Consider the following 8,890-nt stretch of genomic DNA (forward strand, 5'->3'; position numbering starts at 1 on the left):
GCTCGTCGTCGGCGCGCGTGGAGGAGAAGGCCGCCGGATCGCGGTTGATCGCGACATCCGTGACGTCCTCGACGGGGATGAAAAACACCGTGGCGTCCACGACCGGCTCGCCCGTACTGTCATCCACGAGGCCCGAGACGCCGTTTTCCAGGTTCGGGAGCGCGCCGGGCGCGTCCTCGCCGTCACGGCCGTCTTCGCCGTCCTCGCCGTCCTCGCCATCTTCGCCGTCTTCGCCGGGCAAGCCGTCCATGCCGTCGACGCCGTCGGCGCCGTCCTCGCCGAAGCCGCCCAGGCCGCCTTTACCGCCTTCGCCGGGCTCGCACGCGGTCAGAAGAAACATGGCGGCAAGCACCACGAAAAGCGCCGTCAGGGTTCCGCCGTGTCGTATGGTCATATCCGTCTCCTCGGTGTCGGGCCGGCAGCGCATGCGCGCGATGGCCTCACACCCGTGGAAAGTGCAAGGGATATGCCGTGGGCTGACCACGGCCGATGAGGCGAAAGAGGCGATTTTTTGGCCGATTTTGCGGTTTGCGCTCCGCGGCGAGGCATCGGGCGGCATCCCGCGGCGTCCGTGAGGGTATGAAACTGAGAACAAACGCGCCGCCCCAAAATGCGCCGAGGGGGCCCTTGCGGACCCCCTCGAAGTTTTCGGATTCCGATTAGACTTAGCGGATTTCGGCGCCCGGCACGTCGTTGCCCGTCAGGGCCCAGTAGGTGCGTTGCAGGATCTGCACCGCATACGCCGTGTTGTGGATGCCGAAGCTGCCGTCGACTTCGATCTTTACGAGGTTGAAGGCGGTCTGCCAAACGAGATCGCCGGCGGCGCCCGCGGGCGGCCGCGAATTGTTCTCGTCGCTTTCGAGCTCACCGGAAAGATCGCAGTCACCGATGTAGCCTTCGTCCGCGGCCACCAGAACGATGCGGCCGTGCGACTCGTGGAAGCTGTGGGCGACGCGGATGCCGTTGCCGTCCGCGGTGCAGTCCACCGACCAGTTTTGCGCCTGGATGTAGAGCTCGATTTCGTGGTGGAGCTCTTCCATCAAGCCATGGACTTCGTCCTGCACGCCTTCGAGATTGCCGTCACCATCGTAGTCGCCGTAGGACGTGCGGTTGAAGGTCGTAAGACCCGCGTGGCACTGCTGGCAGGAGTTCATGTACTCCTCGCCGTTGATCGCGCCGACCATGCGGAAGGTGTGACCGCCGGCCTCGCCGATGCCGTCTTCGTCGGCCATGTGGCACTGCACGCAGCCGCCGGCCACCGCGCCGCGATGGACCGAGGCGTAGTACGGGCCATAACCGGGCACGTCGAACTCGATGAAGTTGCGACTGTAGAGCATGTCGCCCTGGGACGATCCGTGAGGTCCGTTGCGGTCCGATTTCACCGTCGGGCTATTCGCGTCGCGGCGGCCCTTGTGGCAGTTCACGCACGAGGCGGAGATGCCGACGTCAACCACGGACCCGTTGGCCAGCGTGACTTCGCCGTAGTTGCGAAGCTGATTCGGATTGTCGGCATTGTGCGGATCGTGGCAGGCCACGCAGGTGACGGCCTTGATCACGTCGGGTGCGGTCGAGTAGCCGGAGGCGCCGTAGGCCGTGTGGCAGCTACGGCACGAACTGCTGGTGGTTGCCGGCGGCTTGTTGTGGGGGCTGAGCGCGTATTCCGGATACTGCGGGTGATGATCGCCCATGTGGCACACACCGCAGGATTCGGCGTCGAAGGACTTGTTGACAAGTTCGGCGTAGCCGGTGGCGGCATGCTGGGCGGCCGGGCCGTGGCAGCTTTCGCACTGGATGTTTCCAAGGCCCGCGACCTCGGGGTAATTCGTCTTGAGATCGTCCCAGTTGCCGTCTTCGAGCACGGTCGGGAACGTCCAGCCACTGGACGCCATCACATCGTCAAAGCCGCCGTTGGCTGCCGCGAGGTCGTAACCGACCGTGTGGCAGCCCAAGCAGTTCTTGCCGTAGTGATCGGACACTTCGCCGTCGATGCCGCGCGAGAACATGCTGGCGTGGCCGGTATTGTCCCAGTCCTCGATGACGTCGGGGGCGATGATGTCATTGTGGCAAAGCGAGCAGTTGCCCGCGTTCGGGTCGACGCCGAGGCCTTTGTAGTCACTCACGACCACGTCGAAGTCCATGACCGCGACGCCCGCGCCAGCCGTGGCGTCCAGCTCGACGTTGTAAACGCCGGCCTTTGACGCGACAAAGCTGGGCGTGCGGCCGATGAGCGCCGTTTCGATGGCGTCCGGATCGGTAATCGTCCAATCCCACGCGGTGATCGCGACCCCGCCGGTCGTTTCGCCGCCGTTGAGGTAAACGCGCGTGTTCTTTCCGACCGTGCGATGCGCGCCACGAGCGGTGGCGACCGGTTTCACGGAAACCGTATCGGTTTCCTCGGTCAGGCCGTCGGAAACCGTAAGTTCAAAGGTATAGGTGACAAGGCTGTCGTCAACGATCGGAAGCACCTGGAACTCGTCTTCCAGGAAGACGGTGTCCGCAAGCGTATCCGTGGTGAACGACGGGGTCGCCGTGTCGGGATCCGTCAGCACGACGGCCGGGCCGCCGGTCTGCGTCCACGTGAACGAAACGACGCCGGGGCTGCTGTCACGGCCGTCGAGATAAACGAGCGTGCCAAACCCGGTTTCGAGTTGATCGTCGCCGGCGTCCGCGATGAGCGGTTCGACGGAGTCGTCGTCCGCGTCGTCATCGGAGTCGTCGTCCGAGTCGTCGTCCGAGTCATCGTCCGAATCGTCGTCCGAGTCGTCGTCCGAATCGTCATCGGAATCGTCGTCCGAGTCGTCGTCCGAGTCGTCGTCCATATCGTCATCATCGACGTCATCGTCGCCGGTGTCGTCGTCCAGGTCGTCGTCGTCGTCGTCCGTTCCGTTAGCCCCCGGAGGGCCCGGTTCGCCATCCGCTCCATCCTCACCATCGTCACCCTCGCAGGAGCAACCGACGGCGAGCGCCAAAAGCGGCACGAGCAACCAAACTAAGAAGGAAAGCTTTTGCATTCGAGACCTCCAGGTTTTTAACTCCGGCCTATCAAACCGGAACTTGATTCCTGCCGTGGGTCGATGCAAACGGAGTGCCGACGCGCCGTATCGCAGCGCGTCAAAAAGACCTTCAAAATTCGATGGTTACACGACTTGACGCAGGTCAAATCCCAAAAGTCGGTTCCAAATCGGTTCTGGGGGAGCCGCACGCGGTATCAAGGCGATGACGAAACGATGACCAAATCGTTGCAGGATGTCGCGTCCAAAATGGGCGCGCGGAGCCCTCTTTCGGGAGCTCCGCGTGGCTCGCCGGCACGACGACCGGCCGCGACATTCAATTGTTTTATCGGCTCTTCGTAGCCGAGGATGGTCAGCGGTTTTGAGGGGGAACTTCCTGTTCGCCGACATCCGGTTCGCGGAACGCGCCGCGAAGGCTCGCCATGATCACGCCTCCCGCGACAAGCCCGATGATGGCTCCGACGATCGCGCCGTGGATTCCAAAGGTCGCCCCGCCCATGACGCCGCCGACCAGAAAGCCGATCAGGGCGCCCAGAAGGATCATCAACATGGCCTGTCTCCGCGTCGTGGGCGCCGGCCGCGGACCGTTTCGCGACAGCCGGCGTCATTTTTTTCCTGATCTCATGGATGAGCAAGCGATGTACCAACGCCGTTTTTCGCGAATTTTCACCGAATTACTGGGTTTTTCGCGATTGGGTGACGTGCGGCCAGGCCGTGTGGATAACCCGCGGTACGGTTTCGATTCCGTGAACGCGCGAAATCGACCCGAAATGAAAACGCGGTCCGGGAATACCGGGCCGCGATTTTGTCGCTCCGTCAGTAGGTCAGGGTTTTTGCAGATGGAACCGCTTCATCAAGCGGATGACGTTCGATTTAGCGGTTCCCAGGCGCTCCGCCGCCTTCGAGATGTTCCAGTTTTCGAGCTCCAACGCCTCGGAGAGGATGGCCTGGTTGAAATCTTCGAGCACCTTGTTGCGCAGATCGCTGTAGGACGCGCCGCTCGCGAGCAGATTTCCTTCGGAAATGAAGCCGTTTTTCTTGCCGCCGCTGTCCGGCTGCGTGACGTACGCGGGAAGGTGCCCCGGCTGGATGACGCGCGCGTCATTCATGATGAGCACGTTTTTCACCAGGTTCTCGAGCTCGCGCACGTTGCCGGGCCATTCGTATTCCGCAAGGCGTTTCGCCGCGGCCTCGCTGAATTCCGGCGGCGCCTTGCCCATGCGCCTGGCCGTGCGTTCGGCGAAATATTGCAACAACACGGGGATATCCTCCGGGCGATCCTTGAGCGCCGGTACCTCGACCGCGAGGACGCGAAGCCGGTAATACAAATCCTCGCGGAATTTGCCTTCCGCGACTTCCGCTTCCAGATCGCGGTTCGTCGCGGCGACGACGCGCACATTGACGAGCTGCTCCTTGACCGCGCCCACCGGACGAATGTGGTGGTCCTGCAGGAAACGCAGAAGCTTGACCTGCATGCCGATCGGAAGCTCGGCGATCTCGTCAAAGAAAATCGTTCCGTTGTCGGCCTCGGCGATCAGGCCGGGCTTGTCGGTCGCCGCGCCGGTGAAGGCGCCGCGCTTGTAGCCGAATAATTCGCTTTCGAGCAGATGATCGGGAAAACCGCCGCAGTTGACCGCGATGAACCGGTGCTTGTCGCGCGGGCTCGACAGATGAATCGCGCGCGCGAACAGTTCCTTGCCAGTGCCGCTCGGGCCGGTGATGAGAACGCTCTCGTCGGTGCCGGCGACGCGGGCGGCCAGGCGGACGGTTTCCTTGATCGCCGGGCTCTGCCCGACGATGGCGTCGAACCCGTAGTGCTCGCGAATCTGGCTTTGGAGGTACGTCACCTCGTCGCGCAATTCCAGTTTTTCGAACGCGCGGTCGACCGCCTTGACCATGAGATCGGGCTTGATCGGCTTGACGATATAATCGTACGCGCCGCTTCGGATTGCCTGGATCGCCGAATCCAGATCGGCGTACGCCGTAATCATGAGAACGGCTGTTTCCGGCTGCTGTTCGCGGATCTCGCGAAGCAGATCCAGTCCGCTCATGCCCGGCATGTTGATATCCGTGACGACGACGGGGAACGACTGGTTGCGGAACTTTTCAAGCGCCTGTTCGCCGTTTTCGGCGCATTCAACGGTACAGTTGGCCCGCGCGAGGCTCCGTTCCAGCACAAGCCGCGCGCCCGGTTCGTCGTCCACGACGAGAATTCTGCGTTCGATCATGGCCGGGCCTCCTCGAAGGCGTCGGACGGATCCGTCTGATCCGCCGGGGGACGAAACGGAAGCGTGATGATGAATGTGGTTCCCTGGCCGGGGCTGCTTTCAAGCTCGATGCGCCCGCCGTGTTCGTCGATAATGCGATGGCAGATCGCAAGCCCCAGCCCCGTGCCGTCCCGCCCCTTTTTCGTGGTGAAAAACGGTTCGAAGATGCGCGCCCGGATGTCCTCCGGGATGCCTTCGCCGCTGTCGGCGATTTCAACGCGCACGCCCGCTTTGCCGTTTCGCGACGGACCCGTGCGCACGGTCAGCGATCCGCCGTTTTCCATGGCGTGCTGGGCGTTCAGATACATGTTGACGAGCACCTGCTTGAGCTTGTTCGGATCGGCGAGCAACGGCGGCAACGATTTGTCGAACACGGTTTCCACGCGTACGCCGCGCTTTTCGAGCTGCGCGCGAAGGAGCGTCAGCGAGCTTTCGACAAGCTCGTTGATGTCCGTATCCGTCAGCTCGCCTTCGCGCTTGCGCGCAAAGTCCAGCAGGCTCGACACGATCGTCTGGCACCGTGCGGCCTCGGATTCCACCATCCTCAGATCCTGCGCCAGCGGCGAGTCCGCCTCGATGTCGCGCTGGATCAGATTGACCAGCCCGATGATGACGTGGATGGGGTTGTTGATCTCATGCGCGACGCCGGAGGCCAACGTGCCCACGGCGGACAGTGTCTCGCTGCGAATGAGGTGCTCTTGCGCGCGGCGCAACTCGTCGCGCACCGCGGCGACGCGATCCTCGAGCGTCGCGTTCAGCTCCTGCGTCTGATGAAGGAGCGATTCGCGCTCGCGCGACATCTCCTTGAGGCTTGCCACCATGTGGTTGAACGCGCCGGCCAGGCGCTCGACCTCGTCGTTCGTGCGCACCTCGATGCGCTCGGGATATTTGCCGGCCGCGAGCGTTCTTGTCGCGCGTTCCAGGTCGAGCACCGGCGTCAGCGTCGTCCTCACGAAACGGACGACGAGCAAGAGCACGGCGATGAAGCCCGTCACGATGACGATGAGCGTGATATTGCCGGTTCGGGCCGCCCATTCCTGATGCTCGTCGCGCACATGCGATACGATTTTATTGAGCGACTTTTCCGCGTGGTGCGTTTCGGCAAGCAGGCGTTCGGCGGATTTCGTAAGGCTCGGGTCCGCGCCGACCATCCCCACCTTGCGCGCAAGGTCGCGATCCACGGCGACGAATGCCTGGCGATAGACATCCATCGCGAGCGCCAGATCGGCGTATTGCGGCTGCAGTTTGCGCCATTTTTCGTCGCCCATGCGGACATGGCACGAGCGGCATGTTTCGGTGAGCTTGTCGTCGCCCAGGTCGGCGATGGTCTTTCCGGTCATGGCCTGGATTTGGTCGATGTCGGCGAAGATTTCCGCCGGATCGCCGCCCTGAACCCGCAGCAATTGTTGCTGCTGAAAAATGGAAGCGGTCAGCCGGTAGAGGCGCGTGAAGTTGTCGATATTCTCCTGAAAGAACGCGATCGCCCGCTGATGGTCGCGCATGCTGCCGATGTGCTTCAGGACCAGAAACAGCGTGACGCACAAAATGAGCGCGATGAGAGCGATATTTTTGAGAACGCGCTTTTTCATTTCCTGGCGTGCGTCCCTCGGCGCGACGGGTGGATTGAACTCATCGACGATTCGTCCCGCGCGGTTTTGGAACTCGAATCAGACCGCCGCGAGCTGCTTTTGATACCGTTCTCCGATTGAAACCGCCCATTTTTCCTTGGTTCTCCTTCGAGACCGGATATCACCGGGGTGGTACGTGGCAATTCGGATGCCAATTCGCAAAACTCGACCGATGCGCGATCGGACCACCTCCCAGATAATTATGTCACATTTCAATAGCTTACGCTCATTTTTCGTGCTTCGAATTATTTTTACTTGACCGGGGTCAAGTTGCGAGACCGCGTGCGGTCGCGCGTTGATACAATTGGTCCGGATTTTGAATCCAGCATTCTCGGAAGTTCGAACGTGCCGCAAGGAAACGGATTCGCGGCGGAAAAAACGGAGAGCGACATGGCAGCCGAAATCGTGGAAACGCAAGTCCAAAACGGACACGCCAAGCCGGCCACACGAGCGGAAACCTGGATTCAGTTTCTGTCGAGCAACCGCCTGGCAATCTACACGCTGATCGGCATCGGCGTCGTCACGCTGATCGGAACGATCGTGCCGCAACGAGGACCGGGTCTCGACGAGGCGCGATTTCACGCGCTTGCGGCCTCAGGCGGATACTGGGGCCTGGTGGCGCGACTCGGATTTCTCGACATCTTTCATTCGGCCTGGTTCTACGGTCTCATCGCGATTCTCACGATCAACATGTCCGTCTGCACCACGCTCAACTTCGGGCGCGTACTGCGTACGTCCAATACGAAAAATATCGTTCTGGAACCGGCGCTCGTATCGCGCATCGGCTCGGTTGTTCGATTCAAGGCGAAGAACCTTTCGCCCGAACGGATCCGCGAGGTCGTCCGCCCGACAATGGAAAAGATCGCCGACGGCGCCTCGTTTTACTTCGCGGACCGGGGAAACATCCATCGCTTCGGCGCGATTGTGTCGCACGTCGCGATCTTCGTGATGATCGGTGGCGCGGTGTACGGAAGCCTGTTCGGCATCGACGGCTCCATGCCGATACCCGAAGGCGCGAGCGAATCGGTCATCACCCTGCGCCGCGGCGGCGAACTCGCCCTGCCCTTCGCGGTGCGTTGCAACGATTTCGACCTCGAATATTACGAGGGCAGCAGCCAGCCGAAGACCTTCCGCTCGTCGCTGACGTTCCTGACCGGTCCGGATCGGGCCGAAGCCAAGACGACGCCGATCGAGGTCAATATCCCGGCCGAATTCGGCGGATACCGCTTCTTCCAGTCGTCTTACGGCCAGCTTCCGCCGCAGGCCATCGTGCGCGTCACCCCGCGCGGCGCCGACGCGGCCGTTCGGGAGATGAGCGTGTCGTTCGGCGAAGCCTATCGCCTTCCGGACGGCGGGCGTTTCGCGGTCGTGAACATGGACCGCGACAAGTTCGGCGGCGGGCTCGCGATCCAGGTCCGCGAAATGAACGCGTCCGGCGCGTCGTCGGACTTCTGGGTCTTCAAGGACAACCCCAAATTCGATGCCTCGCGCGCTGGCGATTTCGGCTACGAATTCGTGGAGCTGCGCAACGACGCGTACTACACGGGCCTCATGGTCACGAAGAACCCGGGCATCAACGTCTTCTGGCTCGGCTGCGCGATCGGCGCGGTGGGGCTTTACCTGGCGTTCGCGATCAAGCACCGCCGCACGCTCGTCTATGTCAAGGACGGCGAGGTGGCGATCGCCTACCACGACTCCGCGGGCCACGACGCGCAAGCGGATGCGCTGGAAGCGATGAAAGAGCGACTGCTCGCCAAGAACTGATTTCGTTTTCGGCGACCGGCGATCGGTCGCCCCTTGTAAGGAGAAGGTACGATGAGAAACTTCAAGAACTGGACGATCCCCTTGATTCTGGTTGCGGCGCTTGTCGGGTTCGGCTGCACGCCGCCGACAACCACCAATGCCCCGCCCCCGCCCCCGGCCGACGCGGACGATCCGCACGCCGGTCATGATCACGCCAATTCCGACCCGCACGGGGGTGCCG

At 62.3% G+C, this 8,890-nt stretch carries 5 protein-coding genes and 1 pseudogene; 1 reads left to right on the forward strand and 5 read right to left on the reverse strand.

From position 1 onward, the window contains the following. Nucleotides 1-172: 172 nt before the first annotated feature. The 5 genes and pseudogenes from K8I61_01990 to K8I61_02010 form a co-directional block, all read right to left on the reverse strand. Nucleotides 173-292 (reverse strand): annotated as a pseudogene (locus tag K8I61_01990) (collagen-like triple helix repeat-containing protein). 373 nt (nucleotides 293-665) lie between these two features. After that, on the reverse strand, nucleotides 666-3,011 hold the full coding sequence (locus K8I61_01995) for a hypothetical protein (GenBank protein ID MBZ0270779.1): 2,346 nt from the start codon (nucleotides 3,009-3,011) through the stop codon (nucleotides 666-668). A gap of 352 nt (nucleotides 3,012-3,363) precedes the next feature. Beyond that, nucleotides 3,364-3,561 carry a hypothetical protein gene (locus tag K8I61_02000; GenBank protein MBZ0270780.1) on the reverse strand — a complete coding sequence of 66 codons (198 nt, stop codon included), beginning with the start codon at nucleotides 3,559-3,561 and terminating at the stop codon, nucleotides 3,364-3,366. 274 nt (nucleotides 3,562-3,835) lie between these two features. Next, nucleotides 3,836-5,239 (reverse strand): sigma-54 dependent transcriptional regulator, encoded by a 1,404-nt coding sequence (locus K8I61_02005; protein ID MBZ0270781.1) that lies wholly within the window; start codon nucleotides 5,237-5,239, stop codon nucleotides 3,836-3,838. Next, nucleotides 5,236-6,867: a HAMP domain-containing protein gene (locus K8I61_02010; protein MBZ0270782.1), complete on the reverse strand. Its 1,632-nt coding sequence runs from the start codon at nucleotides 6,865-6,867 to the stop codon at nucleotides 5,236-5,238. The genes K8I61_02005 and K8I61_02010 overlap by 4 nt, the downstream gene beginning before the upstream one ends. Nucleotides 6,868-7,296: 429 nt before the next feature. On the opposite strand from K8I61_02010, the gene K8I61_02015 reads away from it, so the two are divergent. Next, on the forward strand, nucleotides 7,297-8,670 hold the full coding sequence (locus tag K8I61_02015) for a cytochrome c biogenesis protein ResB (protein MBZ0270783.1): 1,374 nt from the start codon (nucleotides 7,297-7,299) through the stop codon (nucleotides 8,668-8,670). The last annotated feature ends 220 nt before the right edge of the window (nucleotides 8,671-8,890 follow it).

The sequence above is a fragment of the bacterium genome, assembly GCA_019912885.1.
Taxonomy (GTDB): Bacteria; Lernaellota; Lernaellaia; order JACKCT01; family JACKCT01; genus JAIOHV01.